14 protein-coding genes are annotated in these 19,691 nt (G+C 62.5%); 4 read left to right on the forward strand and 10 right to left on the reverse strand.

Annotated elements, in window-relative coordinates; all coding sequences use genetic code 11:
* From FJ434_RS27715 to FJ434_RS27725, 3 genes are all read left to right on the forward strand, one after another.
* The coding region (locus tag FJ434_RS27715; protein WP_210242302.1) for a VCBS domain-containing protein at positions 1-2,741 on the forward strand (2,741 nt) is incomplete at its 5' end.
* A gap of 63 nt (positions 2,742-2,804) precedes the next feature.
* A complete protein-coding gene (locus FJ434_RS27720; protein ID WP_140752323.1) occupies positions 2,805-4,499 on the forward strand; it encodes a type I secretion system permease/ATPase in 1,695 nt (564 codons plus the stop codon).
* Positions 4,500-4,521: 22 nt separating this feature from the next.
* Positions 4,522-5,859: an HlyD family type I secretion periplasmic adaptor subunit gene (locus tag FJ434_RS27725; RefSeq protein ID WP_140752325.1), complete on the forward strand. Its 1,338-nt coding sequence runs from the start codon at positions 4,522-4,524 to the stop codon at positions 5,857-5,859.
* Between the two features lie 150 nt (positions 5,860-6,009).
* On the opposite strand, the gene FJ434_RS27730 is transcribed toward FJ434_RS27725, so the two are convergent.
* The 4 genes from FJ434_RS27730 to oiaX all read right to left on the reverse strand — a co-directional run bounded on the left by FJ434_RS27730 (position 6,010) and on the right by oiaX (position 11,490).
* Positions 6,010-6,477 carry a metallophosphoesterase family protein gene (locus FJ434_RS27730; RefSeq protein WP_140746887.1) on the reverse strand — a complete coding sequence of 156 codons (468 nt, stop codon included), beginning with the start codon at positions 6,475-6,477 and terminating at the stop codon, positions 6,010-6,012.
* A gap of 10 nt (positions 6,478-6,487) precedes the next feature.
* Positions 6,488-7,396 (reverse strand): MBL fold metallo-hydrolase, encoded by a 909-nt coding sequence (locus FJ434_RS27735; protein ID WP_140510426.1) that lies wholly within the window; start codon positions 7,394-7,396, stop codon positions 6,488-6,490.
* 1,503 nt (positions 7,397-8,899) lie between these two features.
* Complete coding sequence (locus FJ434_RS27740) at positions 8,900-10,234, reverse strand: four-carbon acid sugar kinase family protein (protein ID WP_140752327.1); 1,335 nt, start codon at positions 10,232-10,234, stop codon at positions 8,900-8,902.
* A 5-nt stretch (positions 10,235-10,239) separates the two neighbouring features.
* Positions 10,240-11,490, reverse strand: coding sequence for a 3-oxo-isoapionate-4-phosphate decarboxylase OiaX (oiaX, locus tag FJ434_RS27745; protein ID WP_140510422.1), 1,251 nt, complete (start codon positions 11,488-11,490; stop codon positions 10,240-10,242).
* A gap of 184 nt (positions 11,491-11,674) precedes the next feature.
* Between oiaX and FJ434_RS27750 the strand changes: the two genes are divergently transcribed.
* Positions 11,675-12,388: a transcriptional regulator NanR gene (locus FJ434_RS27750; RefSeq protein ID WP_140752329.1), complete on the forward strand. Its 714-nt coding sequence runs from the start codon at positions 11,675-11,677 to the stop codon at positions 12,386-12,388.
* 4 nt (positions 12,389-12,392) lie between these two features.
* Here FJ434_RS27750 and FJ434_RS27755 read toward each other — a convergent pair whose 3' ends face one another.
* From FJ434_RS27755 to FJ434_RS27780, 6 genes are all read right to left on the reverse strand, one after another.
* On the reverse strand, positions 12,393-14,231 hold the full coding sequence (locus tag FJ434_RS27755; protein WP_140752331.1) for a hypothetical protein: 1,839 nt from the start codon (positions 14,229-14,231) through the stop codon (positions 12,393-12,395).
* Positions 14,228-15,262: a Gfo/Idh/MocA family oxidoreductase gene (locus FJ434_RS27760; protein ID WP_140718143.1), complete on the reverse strand. Its 1,035-nt coding sequence runs from the start codon at positions 15,260-15,262 to the stop codon at positions 14,228-14,230. The genes FJ434_RS27755 and FJ434_RS27760 overlap by 4 nt, the downstream gene beginning before the upstream one ends.
* Positions 15,263-15,264: 2 nt before the next feature.
* Positions 15,265-16,329, reverse strand: coding sequence for an ABC transporter permease (locus FJ434_RS27765; RefSeq protein ID WP_140752333.1), 1,065 nt, complete (start codon positions 16,327-16,329; stop codon positions 15,265-15,267).
* Positions 16,329-17,867 (reverse strand): sugar ABC transporter ATP-binding protein, encoded by a 1,539-nt coding sequence (locus tag FJ434_RS27770; RefSeq protein WP_140510414.1) that lies wholly within the window; start codon positions 17,865-17,867, stop codon positions 16,329-16,331. The genes FJ434_RS27765 and FJ434_RS27770 overlap by 1 nt, the downstream gene beginning before the upstream one ends.
* Entirely contained in the window at positions 17,864-18,526 is a 663-nt protein-coding gene (locus tag FJ434_RS27775) for a DUF2291 family protein (RefSeq protein ID WP_140752335.1), read from the reverse strand. The genes FJ434_RS27770 and FJ434_RS27775 overlap by 4 nt, the downstream gene beginning before the upstream one ends.
* A gap of 142 nt (positions 18,527-18,668) precedes the next feature.
* The gene (locus FJ434_RS27780) at positions 18,669-19,610 is read right to left on the reverse strand and encodes a D-ribose ABC transporter substrate-binding protein (RefSeq protein WP_140752337.1); all 942 of its coding nucleotides are present in this window, start codon (positions 19,608-19,610) and stop codon (positions 18,669-18,671) included.
* Positions 19,611-19,691 lie beyond the last annotated feature (81 nt).

The following is a 19,691-nucleotide window of genomic DNA, read 5'->3' on the forward strand; positions in this document are numbered from 1 at the left end:
CCGACAGCTTCACCGCCGTCTCCTCCGACGGCACCGCCAGCCAGCTGGTCACCGTCACCATTCACGGCACCAACGACAATCCGACAATGACGGCGACCGCAACGGGGTCGGTGACGGAAGACAGTCCGGCGGGTGCGACCGAGACCACCTCGGGCACGATCAGCTTCGCTGACGTGGACCTGACCGACACCCACACCGTGAGCGCGAGCTTCTTGTCATCAACCAATGCGGGCGGGGGTCAACTCGGCTCACTCAGCCCTGCAAAGACTCTGGATACGTCCGGCGGCACTGGAGGCACCGGGACCTGGAACTACAGCGTCAACAACGCGGCGGTTCAGTTCCTGGCGGCGGGCCAGACCATTCAGGAGACCTATAAGGTCACGGTTGCGGACAATCATGGCGGTTCGACCACTCAAAACGTTGTGGTCACGATCCATGGCACCAATGACGCACCCGTAATTGATCTCAACGGCGCCGCGGCCGGAGCATCGGCGTCGCTGAGCTACACGGCTGGATCCGCGGCGACCGCCATCGCTCCTGCGGGAACAGTAACGGATATCGACTCCGACAACTTCGGTGGCGGATCGCTGACCGTCGCCTTCACGACAAACGGCACAGCGGCGGACCAGCTGACGATCCAGAACCAGGGTACCGGGGTCGGGCAGATCGGTGTCACCGGCACCAACGTCACCTATGGCGGCACGACCATCGGTACATTCACCGGCGGAACAGGCGGGACAAGCCTCGTCGTCACCTTCAATGCAAACGCCACGCAGGCCGCGACACAGGCCCTCGCCGATCATATCCTCTATGCCAACGCGACCAGCGCCACCATCGCCAAGACGGTGACCTACACGTTGGTGGATGGAGACGGCACGGCCAATGGAGGCGCGGATACCAGCAGCGCCACCGCGACGATCAACGTGACGGGTGGCGATACCACGCCGCCCAATATTACTTTAATCAGCGGTGTTCAGGGGAACAACAACGCGCCGAGCACGCTCGTTGTCACGTTTAGCGAAGTGGGGATGAACCACTCATTCTTCGATTCAACAAAGCTGGCGCTGTCGAACAGCGTACTCCTGGTCTCGACCACGGGCACATGGGGCACAACGACCGATGGCGGCGGCAACACAGTTGATACGTATACTCTCCTAGTGACCAAGCCCAATAACGGCACAACCTACACGGCAACTTTTGCCGCAGGGGCCTTCAAAGACGGCGCGGGCAATCTCAGCACCGGCGCCAGCCAAGGCACCCTTAAACCCGCCGGCACCTCCGGCGAGCCCATCAACCTTGCTCTCGCCGACCCCTCGCATGAAGGTGCCCTCATCACCGTCACGGTGAAGGATGTGCCTTCGGGCTGGACCATCGACGGTGCGACCCATAATGCCGACGGAAGCTGGACGACGCAGACCAACGACCTGCACGGGCTGACCGTCACCACGCCGGTGAACTTTACCGGCGCCGCCGTTCTCGATGTCCAGATGACCTGGATCAATGCCGACGGCACCTTGGGCACCGCGTCGATAGCCGACAATGTCGAGGCCTATGCACCGGGTTCGCCGATCTTTGCCTGGTCCGGCGACGACGTGCTGACCGGCTCGCACGGCAATGATCTCTTCGTCTTCTCGCAACCGATTGGCGCCGACACGGTGCACAATTTCGATGCGGCCGCCGACCAGATCGATCTCATCGGCTATAACGGACTGGCGGACTTCGCCGACCTCCAGACGCATATCGCCGACGATGCCAACGGCAATGCGGTGATCGCACTCGGCGACGGACAGTCGATCACGCTGGACGGCGTGCATTCGGGCGCACTCACAGCGAGTAATTTCGTGTTCGACCAGACGCCTGTGGTCAACAATTCAGGCACCATGACGATCGGCGACGGCGCGTTGCTGCCGCTCAGCGGCATTATCAACAACAGCGGCCTCATCTCGCTCGACTCGACCGGCAGCGATACGCTGCTGCAGGTCATCCAGCACGGCGTGACATTGCAGGGGGGCGGGCAGATCCTGCTGTCCGACAGCGCCGCCAACATGATTTCCGGCACAGGGCCGGACGTCACTCTGGTCAACGTCGACAACACGATCTCGGGCGCCGGCCAGCTGGGCGGCGGCATGCTCAGCATCGACAACCAGGGCACCATTATCGCCACCGGCTCGCACGCGCTGGTCATCGATACCGGTGGCAGCGTCGTCACCAACTCCGGAACGCTCGAGGCAACGGGTTCAGGCGGCTTGACGGTCTCCGGCGGCCTGGCGAATTCAGGCATGCTCTGGGCCAATGGCGGCGACATCGTGATCCACGGCCAGGTTACCGGCGACGGCGACGCCACCATCGGCAATTTGTCGAAGCTGGAATTCGGTGGCGCCTCGTCGACGGACGTCACCTTCGGACACGACGCTGCCGGCATGCTGCAACTCGACGATTCTTTCGACTACAGCGGACGGATCGGGGGCATCACCAATGATGACAGGCTGGACCTCGGCGATATCCTGTTCGGTGCGGGAACGACGGCCGTCTATCAGGCAAACCAGGATGGCAGCGGCGGAACGCTGACCGTTTCGGACGGCACCCACGGCGCCGCGCTGCATCTGGTCGGCAATTATGATGCGAACGCCTTCAAGCTTGCCGATGACGGCCAGGGTCATACCGTCGTTTCGTACAATCCGGCGGAATTCACGCTGACCGGCATCGGCAATGGAGCGATTTCAAGCGACTTCGTGGTGTGAGCGAAAAGGGCCGCCGGCTACGGCGGCTCCCTGACCTGACGAGTATCAAGTGGGGTTCTGGAAGTGGATAGCAAGTCTCGAATTGTGAAGGATGCGCTTCGGGCATGCCGCCGCTATTTCCTGGTTGCGGCGGCATTCAGCCTCGCGATCAACCTGCTCTACCTCGCTTCCCCCCTCTACATGCTGCAGATCTACGACCGGGTTGTCACCAGCGGCAGCGAAACCACGCTGGTGATGCTGACCCTGGTGTTGCTGGCAGCCTTCCTTTCGCTGGCGGGTCTCGACCTTGTCCGCGCCTGGATCCTGACGCGTGCCAGCGCCCGGCTCGACCGGCTGCTTTCGGCAAAGATCCTGGCCGCGTCAGTCGAAAACCCATCGCCCGGCTCCTCGCCGAGCCAGCCGATCCGCGACTTCGATACGTTCAGGCAGGTCATCACCGGCAGCGGCATCCACGCTTTGTTCGATCTGCCATGGTCGCCCATCTACATCGGCATCATCTTCCTGCTGCATCCGTGGCTCGGCTTCTTCGCGCTGGGCTGCTCGTTGCTTCTGATCGGCATGGCCGTTCTCAACGAGTATCTCGTGCGCTCGCCGCTGAAGCAGGCCAACGAGCTGGCGACGAACAACTATAACTTCACCGAGATGAGCCTCAGGAACTCCGAAGTCGTTCGCGCCATGGGGATGATCGACGGTCTCATCCGCCGCTGGGGGCGCGACCGCAACCTCGCGCTGCGGCGCCAGGCGGAGGCAAGCGACCGTGCCGCCTTGATGTCGGGCCTCATCCGGTTCCTGCGGCTCACCATGCAATCGCTGATCCTCGGTCTCGGCGCCTATCTGGTCATCGAACGGCAGATTACCGGCGGCACCATGTTCGCGGCGAGCCTCCTGCTGGGCAGGGGGTTGCAGCCTGTCGAGCAGATCGTCGGCCTCTGGCGCAGCCTGATCCTGGCGCGGGCAGCGTTGGCAAGGGTCGAGAGGCTGGTCGACGGGGGTGCGCGCAACGAAAGAGCGTTCAACCTGCCGAAGCCCAGCGGCATGATTTCCGTCGAGCAGGTAAGCTTTGCAATTCAAAGCCAGCAGAAAGTGCTTCTGCGCGACGTGTCGTTTCGGTTGGAAGCAGGCGAGGCGCTCGGAATCGTTGGCCCCTCCGGCGCCGGCAAGTCGACCCTGGCGCGCCACCTTGCCGGCGTCATGCAACCCAGTCGCGGCACGGTCAGGCTGGATGGCGCCGACCTGTCGCAATGGGGGCACGACGCATTAGGTGATCACATCGGCTACCTGCCGCAAGATATCGAACTCTTCTCCGATACCGTCGCCGCCAACATTGGGCGCTTCAAGACCAATGTCGACCAGGAGGTGATCGAGGCCGCGCGGCTCGCCGGCGTACACGAGATGATTATCCGACTGCCGCAGGGCTACGAGACGCAGATCGGCGAGGGCGGCGCCGTGCTGTCGGGAGGATATCGGCAACGGATTGCTCTTGCCCGGGCGGTGTTTGGAACGCCGAACCTGATCATTCTCGACGAGCCGAGCTCCAATCTAGACGCCGATGGCGATCGCGCGCTGAGCGACTGCGCGATCGAGCTCAAGCGCCGCGGCAGCACTGTTATCATCGTCTCGCACCGGCCCTCGACCTTGGCGAATGTCGACAAGATCCTGCTGTTGCGCGATGGCGCCGTCGAGGCGTTCGGCATGAGAAACGAGATCGTGGCGCTGCTCAACCAGCGCGCGGCTCCAATGGCAGTGGCGACCCAATGAGCTGTGGTGGTCGGAGAGATCGATGAGCGACAGTGCCCTCACTTACCATAGCCTGCCCGGCGAGGCCGGCATCCTGGCTCCGGATTCCATCCGGGTGCCGGCCTATATCGGCCTGCTGATCATAATGGCCTTTTTCGGCATTTTCGGCGGCTGGGCGGCCTTTGCCCCTCTGAACGGTGCCGTGCTCGCCGATGCCATTGTCAAGGTGGAAGGCAATCGCAAGAGCGTCCAGCACTTCGACGGCGGTACGGTGAAGGAGATCCGCGTTAAGGATGGCGACGTCGTCAGGAAGGGCGACATAATGCTGAAGCTGGACGACACCAGGATCCGGTCCGAGTTCAATCTCTATGCCCAGCAATATGCACTGTTGCGCGCCACCGATGCCAGGATCCGCGCCGAACTGGACGGCAGCGAGGCGGTTGCCTTTCCCAAGGACATCCTCAAGGAGCACCAGGACTACCTCAAGGACGCAATGGCAAACCAGATCGCCGACCTGGAAAGCCAACGCGCCTCGATGGCCGGCGCAAGGCAGATCCTCGAGCGGCGCATTGCCGAGCTCGAGGAGCAGATACGGGGCAAGCAGTCTCGGGTCGAATCCTACCGGGCCCAGCTCAAATCGACGATCGGCGAGAAGGCCAGCCTGTCGAAGCTGCTCAAGGCCGGTTTGACGACCCGCCCACGCATCCTGGAACTGGAAAGGTCGGCCTCGGATTTGCAGGGCTTGATCGACGATAATCTCGGCGCCATCGGCGGCAGCCAACAGAGCAAAGCCGAACTCGAGAGCCAGATCGCACAATTGACCAATGAGCGCCGGACCAAGCTGTCGGCCATGCTGATCGATACGCAATCGAACCTGTCCGACCTCATACCCAAGATGTTCGCCGCCCAGGCTGCCATGGACCGGGCCGAAGTGCGTGCGCCCTATGATGGCCAGGTGATGGATCTCAGCGTTTTCTCGATCGGTGCGATCGTGGCGCCGGGCCAGACCATTCTTGACATCGTGCCGACCGAGAATTCACTGATCGTCCAGGCACAGGTTCGCGTCGACGATATATCGAACCTGCGTCCCGACATGGCCGCCGAAGTTCGTTTCACATCATATAAGCAGCGTTCGATACCCATAATTCATGGACGCGTCGCCCGCATTTCGGCGGATCGCATTACCGACACCAAGACCGGCTTCCCCTATTATCTCGCGGACGTAGCGGTCGATCCGGTGGAATTGGCCGCAGCCCCACAGATCGCGCTTTATCCGGGCATGCCGGCGTCAGTCATGATCGTTACCGAGCAACGCACGGCGCTCGACTACATTCTAGGGCCGCTGGTTGTGTCGTTCCACTCAGCGTTTCGCCAGAAATGACGGATCAGTCCATCACCGCACGCGGCGAGAACTCCCGTCAACAAATCGCGAAGAATCCGTGTCTCCGCCTTGCGGCGCGCCTGCCATCTTGTGAAAAATCGAGGAGACACTCGGATATAGGTGCGGGCGTGATGTGCGCGGTGAATTGGTTCAGCCGCTTGCCAAGCTCAATATCGAAGGCTCTATGCTATCTCGAGTGATATCGACCGCCGCAAGGGTGACAGGCAGCTTAAACCGTCGTGGGCCAGCGCTGCCCGGATTCAAATAAAGCACGCCATCCACTGTCTCCATCCTCGGCACATGCGAGTGACCGGACACGATCAAGTCGATGCCCTGGGCAACCGGGTCGATCTGCAGCGTCTTGAGATCATGAAGCACGTAGATTGCTCGCCCGGCGAGGCGTACGAGCTCGGTTTCCGCGTATGGGAGCGCCCAGCCACCGGTGTCTACGTTTCCTCTGATCGCGGTAACCGGCGCGATACAGCGAAGCGCCGTGATGATCTCAGGGCGACCGATGTCTCCTCCATGAATGATGTGGTCGACCCCGGCCAGGCAACGCGCCGCCTCCGGCCTCAGCAAGCCGTGCGTGTCCGAGATAACGCCAATTCTGAATGTCATGGCCCTGCCACTAGACGGTGAGGGTGGTTAAATCCGTTGCGATAAGGCTGTTCGCAAACGCCTGAACGGCTTCCGCGAGAATTTCTTCGTCGCAATAGCGGCCGGAGATGTGCGTAAGAACGAGCTGCTTTACATCGCTGGTCGCTGCCAGCGATGCTGCCTCCGCGGCTGTCAGATGTCCGTAGTCGCGCGCCATCGCTGCATCTCGTTGCAGGAATGTGGCTTCGATGACAAGCAGGTCGGCGCCGCTCACCTTGTCGGCCAATCCATCAGTGGTTTCGGTGTCGCCTACTATGACCAGCTTCTTGCCAGCCCCGGGTGGCCCGAGGACTGCTTCGGGAGCAATCGTTCGGCCGTCGGGGAGAGAAATTGAGCGGCCTTCGGCCAAATCCTTCCGGATCGGACCGTCTGGCACACCGAGAGCTACCAAGCGGTCCGAACGGAGGTGACGACGCGCCGGCGTCTCGAAGACGAAGCCATAGCTGTCGGTGTCGCGATGGCGAACTTGAAAGCAATCGACGGTGAACTCATCCACCTCGAACACGCGTCCGGGGGCAAGCGGCACGAGTTGCAGCGGGATCGGCGCGCGTCCCTCACCCCAAAGGCCAGCGAGCATGCGGGCGACGACGTCAAGAGTGTCTGCGCTACCATGAATGGTCACATGGTTCTTGCTCTGCCGGAGCCGAAGCGTCGAGAACAAGCCTGGAATCCCGAGCACGTGGTCGAAATGCGCGTGCGTGAGGAGCAGGCGATCAAGTCGCCTGAATCCGGCGCCGCTGCGCAGAAGCTGACGCTGGGTGCCTTCCCCGCAATCGACCAGCACCCGTTGACTGCCGGCTTCAACGAGCAGCGCCGGGTGATTGCGCTCGGCCGAGGGCACGCTGGCCGAGGTCCCGAGGAAGATAAGCCTGAAGGTCATGCGAGCAGTCTACCTCGCGGGCAACGAGACCTCAAAGCGGGCGAAGGAGCGGTCCTAGATAGACTTTGCGTAACCGGTTTGGCGCCGGAGATATGGACATTGTGCATGGTGCTCTGGACATCGCTGGCGACCTCGATCTGCCCAAGCTTCGCTGTCGGGATTCGACGAAGCGATTTCGCATCTGCGCATACCGGCCACAAGCTCATTGGCATGCTGGTCCAATCTCAATGAGACAGCATTGCTGCGACCTGGTTTCTTGTCCGCCAGGCTTGTGAGGCACTGAAAAAAGGGAAGACAACCAGGTGTCAGTAAAAAAAGGCCTCTACCAAAGGCCTGAACGAACCTCGTCGTCGACACTTTGTTGGACATCTATTTCGCGGAGAAGAAGAGGCTCTCCACCTTGCCGAGGAGTAATAGCGACACAAACTGTCGACCTCAAAGTGCATCGATGACGGTACTTTTCAAGATTGGAGCGCGGTGCCGAGAGGTTGAAAATCGTCCGATTGATCCCGATAGTTGGCGAAATCTCAAAAATACTTTCTAATCGATTTTCTCTTTAAAATCAGAAACCTAACTTTTTGACGGCCCGTTGATCGGTGTTGTGCGTCACAAATAAGAAAAAGCCAGATGGATCAATGAGCTAGCTGGGCTGGAAACAATCGAGTGGGAGTAGGGAACCGCGGCAATAGCAGAGATTCAGCTGCCCTCTTCCGGACCGTTGGTTGATCTGACACGTCGTTGCTTCGGAAGCAAATCCCGTTCAGCCCGACAGAGGGTTTTGGCGTACAACGGCGTGCAAATAGGCTTGTCTAACAGGCCATAACCAAGGGCTGTGGTTTGCTGCGTTCGAGGTCGGCGGCAGTTTTTGCGGCTTAAGCTGCATCTCTAGTCCTACATCCCGCGCAATCGCCCAAACCGGAAATGCTTCAGCTCGGCCGCATAAGTGGACCCGTCGAATTTGTTGGCTCTGGTATCCGGGAGACGCAGAAGATGCCGACCCCTCGACAGATCGCGCGAAGCCGTTTTGTCGAGAGCAGGTTTGTCTCGCCAAAGGTAATCGCTGGTTAGATTCACTTCCTCTCATCTAACCAGCGACATGCTGGACAGTAGGCGCTCAAGAACGGTTTCTCCTGACGACCAATACCCGGATCGAGAGGTTTTCCTGGTGCGATCGCGGAGGCTGCGGTTTGGCGTGCGCAAAGGCGGGTCCGCAATGCGCCTCAATCAGTTGTAGAGCCCGCCGTAGCCAGTCCCCGAAAGCGGTCATTTTGAGCAGTCAGGCGGGGTGGCTCGCTTGCGCAGCATGTCTGCCATTCCTGGCGAAGCGCAGCCTTTTTCGAAAGCGGTCGTCGCTCAACCAATGCTTATTCTAAAGGCCTGTTCCGGGGGGGCTCTGCCGGTCGACTTTCGAGCAGACATGTGCTCGCTTGGTGCTCAGGCGCAAACCCTAATCGACTGTGCATGTCTCCCCAGGGTTCGCAATGTCCCAGCGCAACGTCATGGTCAATTCTGAAGGCCATCACGGATGGACGAGAAATAGCGGTCGGTTCCTACCTGCCCGCCCTTCAACGCGACCTCCAGTCCGTCGATCGCATCGATGCTGGAATGGGCTACGCAAAGCGGGGAACCGGGCGAGGCGGGCAGGGGCATCCTGACGGTCAGCGCGTCTACACCCATTTGTCCCAGCGCATGGCTTGATGTGTCACCGCCTGCGATGATCACGCGCCGCAAACTCTGCTCCTCCGTCAATTGGCGCAGCAGCGCACCAAGGCCGCGGCCAAGCTTGTGGCGGGCACCATCCTCCCGGTCGATTTCGGCGCCCCTGTCGGCGGTGGGGCCAAGTGCCGTATAGAGGATGACGCTGCGCCCGGCTTGCAGACTGGCGCGGCCCTTTGCCGCCGCACGCGCAATCGCCTGCACCGACCCCTCCGAAACCAATTCGACAGGGTCGACCTCAATGCCGTCGAAACCGTCGGACAGGGCATGCCGGATCTGTCGTTCGGTGGTCGGCGAGCAACTGCCCGACACGACGGCCACCCGGTCGACGGCACCCGGCGGCGCAAAGCGTGGCCCAGCGTTGGCGATGCCCCTCGACGCCCACTCGGTCAACAGCGCATATTCGATTCCGGACGAGCCGACGACGATGGAACCGCCCGGTTTGCGAACCCGCCATATTTCCTTGCCAGCAAGGGCTTGGGTCTCCCGGTTATCGACGTCGATAAGAACGATGGCGGCACCGTTCTCCACGAGGCGATCGAATGCCTGCGATCGCGATGTGGACTGCAGCGTCGCCAGGTCAAGCAATCCCAAGGAGAGTCCGGTCTGTCGCGACATATGAATCAGCAGGTCGGACTCATTCATCGGCGTCGTCGGATGGCGGCTCATCACCGGATGACGGTCGATGCGGAAATACTGGTCGCGATAGGCCGCGAACAAGTGGCCAAAGGCAGTGTAGCGTCTGAGCTGTGGTGCGCCGACCAGCATAGGCACGCTGTCCTGTGCGAAGACCGAGCGGCCGATCTCGATTGCCCGGCCGATGCTGCCGATTACCGGACTTGAATCGAAGGTCGAGCAGACCTTGTAATGGCAGATCTCGGCTCTCAGCGCCTTCAGCCAGGCGAACGCGTCACGCAAATGCGTGTCCATCCACTGCGGGGTCTCGCTGCGGCTGGTGCCAGCGAGGCCAACCGCACGACAGTGCGAAAACCGTGCAAGCTGCTCGGCGTCCGGCTGGCGCATGAACAACACGGTCGGAACGCCACCAAGCTCGAGTGCTTCCATCACATCGGTCGAGCCGGTGAGGTCGTCGCCATAGTAGCTGAGCAGCAGGTCTTGCATGGCTGTCAGGCCGCCCTGCCATCGCCGAATTTTTCAATCGACCGCGCTAGTTCGGCATGGCTGCGGGCATGATCGGCCAACGGAATGCCGTCCACAGCCGCCTGCCAGGCCTGACGCACGGCGCGCACGCCGGCGCCTGGTCCGTCCGGATGGCTGACGATGCCGCCGCCGCAGAGATAAAGGAGATCGACCGTTCGCCCGGTGCGTTCATAGGTCTCGGGTGCCTGTCCACCCCATTGGCCGGAACCGGCCACCGGCAGCGCGCAATCGTCAGGCGAGAAGATCGGCGTGGTCACTGCCTTGAAGGAGCGGACGAAGGATGCATCTGGTTCCCAGTATTTCGAGGCAATGCCATTAATCTGGAACTGGTCGACGCCGAGCAGCCGCCAGAACTGCTGCCAGACTCTGAAATCCATGCCGAGGCCGGGATGGCGGGTGAGGATGTCCCAGCCATTGCGGTGGGCGTGCAGCACCAGGCCGGAGCGCTTCCTCAAGAACGCCATGCCGCCGAAGCCGATTGAGTTGATGTTGACCACGGCACAATTGCCGCCGGCCTTGATCACCAGATCGTGGTTGCGCATCATCTCGTCGGGATCGGCATGCGAGATGCCGAAGGCATACATCACCTTCTTGCCGGTCTTCTGTTCATGGTCGAGGACGAGCGGCATGATCGCCTTTATCCGCTCCGCCAGCGGCGAATAGGCAGGGCTCATCAGCTTCTCGTCGTCCTTGATGAAATCGACGCCGGCCTCGATCAGTTCGCCCACCATCGCGGCCGTCTCACGCGGCCGGAGGCCCAGCGCCGGCTTGACGATGGTGCCGATGATCGGACGGTCCTCGACGCCGGTCAGCCTGCGGCTGCCAGCGAGGCCGAATTGTGGTCCGGGATGGGCGCCCCGGTATTGTTCCGGCAGCTTCATATCGATGACGCGAATGCCGGTGAGCCCCTTGATCGAATATGTGCCGCCGATGGCAATGGTCATCAGTGCCGCAAGGTCGGTGCCGATGGCATCGAACGGAAAGGCGATGTCGACATCAGCGCGCCTGAACGGTCCGTTGCCGGATCCCGGGAGAGACGGCTGCGCGGCATCAGGCAGGTGGCGGATTGCCAGCACGCGCGCCGCCACGCGAGCCTTCAGTTCCTCCGTCTCGCCCGGCAGCGCGACGAAGGTGCCGGTCGACTGGTCGCTGGCGATCTTGGCCGCCAGCGACTCGATGCTGCCGGCCGTCTCGATGCGGTAGGTCAAAGTGATCATGGACGTCGGCCGGTCGAAAAGGGTTCGAAAAAAGTTTCGTCGCGCAGGAAATCTGGTATAATGAGTACATAAGTATTGCAAGCACTATCCCAATTGGCGGCTACAGTCCGGTCAGCGGACGGGCATTCCAGGAATCGCAGCGGCAATGCTAGATAGGGCTGGGTCAAGGGAGTGATTCGCGACGATGAACCGTTCGGAGCCGATCGTCCGGCGCAAACTTTCCGACGAAGTCTTTGCAAGGCTGAAGCGGCTGATCACCAGCGGCGAACTGCAGCCCGGCGATGACATGCCGTCCGAGCGCGAGTTGATGGAGCGCTTTGAGGTCGGCCGACCGGCGATCCGTGAAGCCATGCAGGCGCTGAACAATATGGGGCTCGTCGCCATCTCGCATGGCGAGCGCGCCAAGGTGCTGCAACTGACCGCCAAGTCGATCATCAAGCAGGTCGACGGCGCGGCCAAGATCATCCTGTCTTCGTCCAGGGACACGCTGGAGCACCTGAAGACCGCGCGCATCTTTTTCGAACGCGGCATGGTCAGGGAAGCCGCGGAAAAGGCCACATCGGAGGATGTGCAACTGCTGAAGGCAACCGTGGCCGAGCAGCGCGCCGCGCGCGGCGATTCGGAGGCCTTCATCTCCGCCGACATGAAGTTTCATACCCAGATCGCGTCCATTTCAGGCAATCCGATCTATGTCGCCGTCAGCGAAGCCACGCTGGGCTGGCTGAAGGAATACCACACTGAAATGCTTATCTGGACCGGCAAGGAAAAATACACGCTGACCGAGCACGAGGAGATCATCGACCGCATCGAGCACCGGGATGCCGACGGTGCCGAGAAGGCGATGGTCAAGCACCTCGAACGCTCGCGTGCGCTCTATGTGATGAATTCCGAGAAGTGAAGCTCTAGCCGACCCGCATAGTGGCGTAGGACGACATCACGAGATGGTCCTGGCCAAGCGCCGAAACATCGACGGACACATCATTCGCCGTCAGGTTCGCCAGCCAGACGATGGTCCTGCCCGAGACAGAGCGACCGGCCAGCGCCAGGACCCGAGTCTCGTCGCTCGTCATGGCGGAAACATGCGTCAGTCCGGCCAACTCACAAAGCCCTTCGACGGCCTGGAAGATCGGCCGCGGCGTTCCTTGCGCGACGGGTTCGCCTGATCCCGCGACCACGCCGAACGGCCCGCTGAAGCTGGACAGTGTCAGCATCTCCAGGCCCGCCGGCGCGACGCGCGCGGCATAGCCGATCGTCCATGCGGCGGCGAACTGCGCGGCATGGCGGGGATCGCGGTTCGCCATGGCGATGCGTTGCCCCTGCGGATTGTCCTTGGTCGCGCCACCATAGGGGTTCTGGCGCATGGCCATCGTCGATGGCCCGATCCGGTACGGCTTTGTCCCGAAGATCGCCCGAGTGGACCGAATGATGAAGGGCAGCGCCTCCAGCGATTGCATGACGCTGAGATCATCGGCGGCATGCACGATCGGACAGGTGCAGTGGGTGATGAAATCGAGCTGGTGGGCCGGAACGCGCTTGCGGTTGAGCTCGGTAAAATAGCTGAACATGCCGCCGCCGAGACGGATATCGGGAAAGGCGCGGCGCGCCGCCGTGTAGACGTCCTCGAGCGGCGGGCATGCCGGCCAGGCACTGCCCGGCGGCGTCGACTGGCGGTCGACCGCAGGAGACACCGCGACAGCATCGAGCCGCAGGCCTGCCCGGCGTACCATATCGGCGACATCGGAAAGTTCGGCGTCGAGATCGCCGGCGCAGGCGACCACGCATTCCAGCGTCGTCGAAACAGGATAGGCGGCGGCGAGCCGGGCATGGGCGCGCAGCGCGTTGAGGCCGTGGCCTCGCGTCGGATCAAAGTGGAAAAGCAGCTGCCGCGGACCGAGCCTTCCCAGCACCGGCAGGTCGGCAAGTGCCGCCTCGACATCCTCGGGATAGATCACCACGCCGATGTCAGGCAGCTTCGAGCCGGCCTTGCCGAGTTCGACGCGGACGGGTTCGGCCGCCACTGCCGAGGCAGGCACGTTGGCGTCGCCGGTGATTTGCAGGCTGATCGTCTGACGCAGGGGTTGTCTGGCCGGCAGCACATAGGGCCATGGCAGCGCCAGCGGCCTCACATAGGTCTTGTAGGAAGCGTCAGACCAGTTGCGCTGGTCTTCCATTTCGAATGTGTCGCCATCCATCCGGCATTGCGCGACAACGCCGGGCCGCACCTGATGCGTGATGGCGCGCAAATCCTTGAACGGCTGCCAGGGGTCGATCAGATCGGGCAGTTCCGTCTCGACTACCCCGCCGTCGCTATGCTCGACCGTCACCGGGCTGCCGGCAAGACCGGCGATCGGGTGCAGGATGCAGAAGCCGCAGCGGTTGGTTTCGAAATCGCTCACTGGCAACGCGGTCACATCGAACACCAGCCTGCCGTCGGCGGAGCCTTCGATCGTGGCGCGGAAGCCGAGCCGGCTGCCGTTCGGGCCGAGGCAGCTTGCCGTGTAGCTGACTGAGAAACGGTCATCCTCCTGATCGATCGCCAGATCTGTCAGATCAGGCTCGTATGTGCCCCAGTCGCGGTCGCGCACGACATAGGCGATGGCGCGCAGCACTTCGATGCCGCCATGGCGGATGGTGCGCAGATTGCCGTTGACCAGCTCCGTACTCAGCGCGCCCGCGCGCAACGTGACCGGCTTAGGCTCGGCCGCGCGCGTGCCGTAGAGCTGGAAAGCCTCAGCCGTCATCTGAGCAGCGCGTCGATCCGCACCGGTTCTCGGCTGGCGGCACCGGCATAGGCCGCCTCGACCAGGGCTAAGGTCTTCAGATTGTCCGCGCCTGAAGTAGCCGGTTCCTGGCCTGATGCAAGGCAGTCGACCCAGTGCCGCTGGATGGCGGCAACGCTTTCCTGGATGTTGTGCCAAGGCCGCGAGGCCCAGGGCAGCAGTGGCGGCGAGAGGTCGCTCACCTTGGTTCCGGTTTTGCCTGTGACGGTCAGCCGGTAGCCTTGCGCCAGCCGGATCGTGCCGTCGCTGCCGTCGAGTTCGATGAGTGTTTCCGGGAACGGCTCCACGGCGAGCTTGGTCGCATAGCTGCAATCGACCACCGAAGTGGCGCCGCCGGCGTGGTCCATGAGCATCGTGGCGACATCCTCGCCGGCGATGGCCGGGTTGATGCGTGCGGTCCGCGCGGTCAGGCTCGACACATCGCCGAGCAGGAAGCGGGCGATGTCGAGAATATGAATGCCGAGATCCTCGATGATGAAGCGTTTGCCCGTCGCCAGATAGGGCTGGCCGGAAAACACGTCATAGCCGGAGCGAAAGGAGATGCGGCCGAAGAAGGGCGTCCCGATCTCGCCGCTGTCGAGTACGGCGCGCACCGCCTGGATCGGCGACTGCCAGCGAAAGTTCTCATGCACCATCAATGGCACGCCGGCTGTTTGGCAGGCCTCCACCATCGCCCTGGCATCACTGAGCGTCGGCGCGAACGGCTTCTGGCAGATGACGGGAATGCCGTGCGCGGCGGCCATCTCGACCAGCTCACGATGGCTGCCCACCGTGGTGGCGACGTCGACGAAGTCGAGTTTCTCCGCCGCAAACATCGAGGCTGCGTCCGTGTAGCGCCGTGCGACATCGAACTGGTCCCCGACGAGCCTGAGCCGCTCCGGATCGCGGTCGCAGATGGCGACGATCGCGGCGCCTTCGATGTCACGCCAGGCATGCATCTGGTTGACGGCGAAGAAGCCGCAGCCGATCAGCGCTCCACTTAAGCTCGCCATGCTCAACCCACCTTTGCCATCTGCATGAGGGTGACGCGCTGCTGCAGCCGGCGCTGCGCTTGGTCGACGACGACGGCGACGATGATGACCAGCCCCTTGATCACCATCTGCCAGAAAGAACTCACGCCCATCATCACCAGCCCGTCCGACAGGATGCCGATGACGAAGGCGCCGACGATGGTGCCGCCGATCGTGCCGCGCCCGCCCGACATCGAGGTGCCGCCAAGCACCGCCGCGGCGATGGCATTCAGTTCAAAGCTCTCGCCCGTCGCCGGATGCGAGGCCATCAGCTCCGACGAGATGATCAGGCCGACGATCGCGGCGCAGAAGCCGGAGAACATGTAGACGAACATCTTGACCATGTTGACGCGCACGCCCGAGATCCGCGCCGCGCGCTCATTGCCGCCGACGGCGAAGATATGCCGGCCGAGCGGGGTGTAGCGCGCGAGATAGGCAGCCCCAAGCGCCACCACGATCAGGATCCAGATCGACACCGGCAAGCCGAGCAGCCGGCCGGCGCCGAGGAAGCCGAAGCCGGTGGTGCCGAGTTCCGGCTTGCCGACGAGGTTGGGGAAGGTGCGGCCGTCGGAGGACAGCAGCGCGAAACCGCGCGCGACATAGAGAACGCCGAGCGTGGCGATGAAGGGGGCGACGTTGAGCCTGGTGATCAGCAGCCCGTTGACGGCGCCGATCGCTATGCCGACCAGAAGCGTGATCAGGGCGATCTCGACGACGTTGAAATAGACGGTGTAGCCGATCTGCAGGTCGATGCCGTTGAGCACGAGATAGCCGGCCACCATGCCGCACAGGCCGACGATCGAGCCGACCGAAAGATCAATGCCGCCGGTGATGATGACGAAGGTCATGCCCATGGCCAGGAACGCGTTGAGCGCTACGTGCTTGGCCATCAGGATCAGGTTCGCCGCCGACAGGAAGTTCGGCGCGGCGATCGAGAAGAACACCAGCACCGCGATCAGCGCGATGAAGGTCCTGAGCTTCATCAGCGTCAGCAGCGCGGAACCGCTGGAGGCGGAAGGAGCGGCCGCCTTGGCCGGAATGTCAGTCATCAGCGTTGCTCTCCATGTGCCGGTCCGTGGCCCAGCGCCGACGCAGCGACGATCGCCGCTTCCGTCGCCTCGGCGCGGTCGAACATGCCAGTCAGTCTGCCATTGCTCATCACCGCGACGCGGTCGGACAGCGCCATCACCTCGTCGAGATCGGAGGTGGCGAACAGGATGCCGAGCCCGTCGCGCGAAAGCTTGCGCATGGTGCGGAAGACGTCGGCCTTGGCGCCGACATCGATACCGCGGCTGGGTTCGTCCATCAAAAGCACTTTCGGTTCGGTGAGCAGTGCCTTGCCGATCACCACCTTCTGCTGGTTGCCGCCCGACAGTGACGAGACTTCCTGCGCCGGATCGGCGACCTTGATCGCCAGTTCCCGAACCATCTGGACGACGGCCTGCCGCTCGGCGCCGCCGCGGATATGGAACAGGCTGACGAAGCGCGACAAGCTCGCCAGCGTCAGGTTGCTGGCGACCGAGAGGATCGACACCAGCCCTTCGCGCTGGCGGTCCTCGGGGATCAATGCCAGCCCGCGCTGGATGCGGCGCGTCGTGTCGCGCTCCTTCACCTGCTTGCCGGCGATGAAGATCTTGCCGCTGGCATGGCCATGACGGCCCATGATGCAGTCGAACAGCTCGCTGCGCCCAGCGCCCATCAGCCCGTATATGCCGAGGATTTCGCCGGCGCGCAGCGACAGCGAGACATGGTCGACCGCCAGTCCGCCGGTAACGCGCGGCAGGCAGATCTCCTCGGCGCGGAAGATTTCCTCGCCGGGCTGATGTCCGTCGGCCTTGGCGAAATCCTTGGCATCCGAGCCGATCATCTGCCGCACGATCCACTGCGTGTCGACTCGTCTCATTTCCTCCTGGCCGGTGATACGGCCGTCGCGCAGCACGGTGACGGTGTCGCCGATGCGGATCAGTTCTTCCAGCCGGTGGGAGATGTAGACGATGGCGACGCCGCGCGCCTTGAGGTCGGCGATCACCTTGAACAGGATTTCTACTTCCGCCGCGCTCAATGCCGAGGTCGGCTCGTCCATGATCAGGATCTTGGCGTCGAGCGAAACCGCCTTGGCGATCTCGACCAGCTGTTGCTGGCCGATGCGCAGATCCTCGACCAACATGTCTGGCCGGATGCCGGCTTCGAGCCGGTCGAGGAATTCGCCCGCCCGCTTTTCCTGCTCCTTGCGGTCGATCTTGCCCAGCCGGTTGGTGATTTCGCGTGTGGCGAAGATGTTCTCGGCGACGGTCATGTTGCCGAACAGGTTCAGCTCCTGGAACACCATGCCGATGCCGCGCGCCACCGCATCTCCCGATGAGGAGAAGGAAACCTCTTCGCCTTCGAGCAGGATGCGGCCGGCGGTCGGCTGCTCGACGCCGGCGATGATCTTCATCAGCGTCGACTTGCCGGCGCCGTTTTCACCGACCAGCACGTTGACGGCACCCTTGCGCACCTCGAAGTTCGCCTGCTTGACCGCCACCGTGCCGGCATAGACCTTCGAGACGTCCTCCAGCTTGAGGATGACCTCGCGACCAGGGCTCATGGCTTCGGCCCGATCTCGGCCTCCGCCGGAGTCACCAGCGGCAGGTCCTGGCCACCTTCGATCGTATAAGCGCCGATCACCTTGGCGGCGCGGCCTTCAAGTGCCTCGCGCGGCAGTTTGGACAGCACGGCCTTGTCCGCATAGGCGTTGAAAGCCTTGCCGAACTGGGCGAAGTCGATCTGGTTGGTGAAGTCGTTGAACTGGACGAAATCGAGGCTGTCGCGCAGTGCCGTGCCGCGCATCGCTGGCCCGATCTGGACGCGCGCATCGGCCTTGCCGTCGCCATCCACGTCAATGTCCATCGTTGCCGCGCGCGACTGCGTGTTGGCGGCGATGATCTTGCCCTCGACACGCACCGCGAAGGTCCATGGCGAATTCGCCTGCTTCCTGGGGTTGCCGTATTTGGCGCCGGCCGCCGCCGGATCGGTCTTCGCCAACGCATGGACCTCGGCAAACGGCCCGGCCTTCTGCTTGAGATAGGGTATGACCTTCGAGGCCCAGATGTCCTCGACCATCTTGTCCGGTTTGAAGGCAGGCGCATTGTTTTCGCCTTGCGCCACGGGCGTCGGCAGGATCTTGCAGGCGCTGAGGCCAAGGCCCACGAGCGCCGCAAGCATCATCCCGGTGAAACGGGTCAGCCAAGTCAATCTGTTCGGCATGGCGGTCAAAAAATCACCCGGAACGTGAAACTGGAGCAATTCCAGAAAAAGTGTGAAACGGTTTTTCGTCCGAAATTGCGTCAAAACAAAACTGGGCGAGGGGCGAACACAGGTCCGCCCCTCGCCGTTGCGTTGGGCCGGCTCAGTTCTTCAGCGCGAAGGTTTCCAGCTTGGCGGCATTTTCGCCATTGACGAGCACGCAGTCCATCAGCTGCTTTTCCTTCTCGGGTGACTTCTTGTTCTTGATGAAGTCGTTGGCCTGTTCGACCGCCATCTGCGCCTGGGCAAAGGCAGGCTGCAGCACTGTCGCCTTGATGCCGCCGGAGGTGATGGAATCGCGCACGTCGTTCGAGCCGTCGAAGCCGACGACGATGACATCCTTGCGGTTCGCGGCGGCGAGCGCGGCATAGGCGCCCATCGCCATCGTGTCGTTGCCGGAGATGACGCCCTTGATGTCGGGATTGGCCTGCAGGATCGATTCCATCTTGGAATAGGCCTCGGTCTGGCTCCAGTTGGCCGACTGCTGCGCGACCATCTTCAGGTCCGGATAGTCATCGATGACGTCATGATAGCCCTTGGAGCGGATACCGGCATTGGTGTCGGATTCCTTACCGACCAGCTCGACGAAGTTGCCCTTTTCACCCATCAGCTTGACGAACTCCTGCGCGCCGAGCTGGGCGCCCTGGTAGTTGTTGGAGACGATCTGCGCCACGGCGACGCCGGTGGCGTTGATCTCGCGGTCGATCAGGAACGAGGGAATGCCCGCGTCCTTGGCCTTCTGCACGGCCGCGACGGTGGCGTCGGCGCCGGCATTGTCGAGGATGATCGCCTTGGCGCCGCGGCCGATCGCGGTGTCGATCAGTTCGGACTGCTTGTTGGCATCGTCGTCATGCACCAGCACCAGCGCCTCGTAGCCGAGTTCCTTGGCCTTGGCCTCGGCGCCGACCGCTTCCGCCTTGAAGAACGGATTGTCATGCGATGGCGTGATGATGGCGATGAGGTCCGCCGCGTAAGCAGGCATCGCCGTGCCGAGCGCCAGCACGCCGGCGAACGCCGCAAGCGTTATTCTGCGAGTCAGTTTCATGAAGTCCTCCCGTTTAAAAAGCTTGTGTCTCGACCGATCGAGGCCACTGTCTGCGTTTGAATCCATCAGCCTGTGAAGGTT

The sequence above is a fragment of the Mesorhizobium sp. B2-5-13 genome, assembly GCF_006440535.1.
In the GTDB taxonomy this organism is placed as follows: Bacteria; Pseudomonadota; Alphaproteobacteria; order Rhizobiales; family Rhizobiaceae; genus Mesorhizobium; species Mesorhizobium salmacidum.

Excerpts from the sequence above, each read along its gene's own strand:
- FJ434_RS27725 (WP_140752325.1), top strand. The coding sequence starts at position 4,522 with ATGAGCGACAGTGCCCTCACTTACCATAGCCTGCCCGGCGAGGCCGGC.
- FJ434_RS27730 (WP_140746887.1), bottom strand. The coding sequence starts at position 6,477 with ATGACATTCAGAATTGGCGTTATCTCGGACACGCACGGCTTGCTGAGG.
- FJ434_RS27735 (WP_140510426.1), bottom strand. The coding sequence starts at position 7,396 with ATGACCTTCAGGCTTATCTTCCTCGGGACCTCGGCCAGCGTGCCCTCG.
- FJ434_RS27740 (WP_140752327.1), bottom strand. The coding sequence starts at position 10,234 with ATGCAAGACCTGCTGCTCAGCTACTATGGCGACGACCTCACCGGCTCG.
- oiaX (WP_140510422.1), bottom strand. The coding sequence starts at position 11,490 with ATGATCACTTTGACCTACCGCATCGAGACGGCCGGCAGCATCGAGTCG.
- FJ434_RS27750 (WP_140752329.1), top strand. The coding sequence starts at position 11,675 with ATGAACCGTTCGGAGCCGATCGTCCGGCGCAAACTTTCCGACGAAGTC.
- FJ434_RS27755 (WP_140752331.1), bottom strand. The coding sequence starts at position 14,231 with ATGACGGCTGAGGCTTTCCAGCTCTACGGCACGCGCGCGGCCGAGCCT.
- FJ434_RS27760 (WP_140718143.1), bottom strand. The coding sequence starts at position 15,262 with ATGGCGAGCTTAAGTGGAGCGCTGATCGGCTGCGGCTTCTTCGCCGTC.
- FJ434_RS27765 (WP_140752333.1), bottom strand. The coding sequence starts at position 16,329 with ATGACTGACATTCCGGCCAAGGCGGCCGCTCCTTCCGCCTCCAGCGGT.
- FJ434_RS27770 (WP_140510414.1), bottom strand. The coding sequence starts at position 17,867 with ATGAGCCCTGGTCGCGAGGTCATCCTCAAGCTGGAGGACGTCTCGAAG.
- FJ434_RS27775 (WP_140752335.1), bottom strand. The coding sequence starts at position 18,526 with ATGCCGAACAGATTGACTTGGCTGACCCGTTTCACCGGGATGATGCTT.
- FJ434_RS27780 (WP_140752337.1), bottom strand. The coding sequence starts at position 19,610 with ATGAAACTGACTCGCAGAATAACGCTTGCGGCGTTCGCCGGCGTGCTG.